This window comes from Corynebacterium gottingense (assembly GCF_003693265.1).
In the GTDB taxonomy this organism is placed as follows: domain Bacteria; phylum Actinomycetota; class Actinomycetes; order Mycobacteriales; family Mycobacteriaceae; genus Corynebacterium; species Corynebacterium gottingense.
Genome location: NZ_RDRE01000152.1, coordinates 1 through 1102 on the forward strand (window position 1 = coordinate 1; position 1102 = coordinate 1102).

Annotated in this window: 1 protein-coding gene; it reads right to left on the minus strand. The window is 58.6% G+C overall.

All coding sequences use genetic code 11. The annotated features are described in order from the left end of the window. On the minus strand, positions 1 to 946 hold a 946-nt coding region (locus EAW56_RS12400; RefSeq protein WP_244213443.1), incomplete at its 3' end, for an ABC transporter substrate-binding protein. Positions 947 to 1102 lie beyond the last annotated feature (156 nt).

Genomic DNA, 1102 nt, shown 5'->3' on the forward strand with positions numbered 1-1102 from the left:
GCTCGTCGATTTGCTCGATTGCGTACGGGATAGTGAGGGGGTTGGGCATGCTCATTGCGTTGGCCGTGTCGGTGTCGAGCCAGTAGAGCCCGCCACGCTTGTTGACGTCAAGGTCTATGAAGTTCTCGTCGTTCTTCAGCGCATCGATCGCGCCGTAGTGGTCCAACGCGAAGAGGTAGTCCACGTCGTTGAAATCTGCGTAGTTCTCGGGCGACCAGTCGAGGAAGAAGCTGGAGCCATCACCGTTGAACTTCTCCGGGATCTTGAAGCCCAGTTTTTCGATGAAGGAGCCGCGGCCGTCGCCAGCGGTGTACACGCCGAACTTCCCGTCGTAAGGCATGCCGATGACCGCTGTTTTCCCCTGCAGCTCTGGGTGTGCTTCGCGGAAGTCTTCGAATGCCTGCTCGGCGGCGTCGATAAGCTTTTGGCCTTCGTCTTCCTTGTCTACGGCCTTGGAGATCTCCTTGACCTGTGCATCCCAAGGGACCTGCCAATCCTGGTACTCGTCCGAGTGGAAGGTGGTTGGCGCGATCTGCTCGAGCAGTGCCTTCTTGTCGTCCTCGAGACCGCTGTTTACTGCAATGATTTGTGTCGGGTTGAGCGACGCCACCTTTTCCGCAGTGTCGGTGCTGAATTCGGTGGTGGTATCACGGATTGGGTTCGGGTTGACCGTGAGCTTGTCCTTGGCCCACGGTCCAAGTCCGGAGGGATCGCCCGAGCCCTCTTGCTCCCAGGTGGCGTAACCGACTGGTTGCTCGCCCAGGGCAAGGAGCGTATCGACGTCGCCAAGACCCAGTGCCACGATGCGCTCGTCTGGCCCGTTGGCATCGGAAGCTTCGGGAGCGGCTGTTGGGCTGCTTGCTTCGCTCGAGCAGCTGGCAAGCATGAATGCCGCGGTGACAGTGGCGGCGATTGCCTTGAAGGGGCGAGAGGTAAAGAGTGCCAAGGTTGCACCTTCCGTAGGTAAATGAAGAATGTCCAGTTAGGCCTGCCTAACCTAAAGGATGCATTTTAAGGCATGCCTTACCTCACGGGCAATCCCTGTCTATGCACTCGGGACGGGAGCGACAAACGTCGAGACGAGGTAGCGGTTGATGTCGGA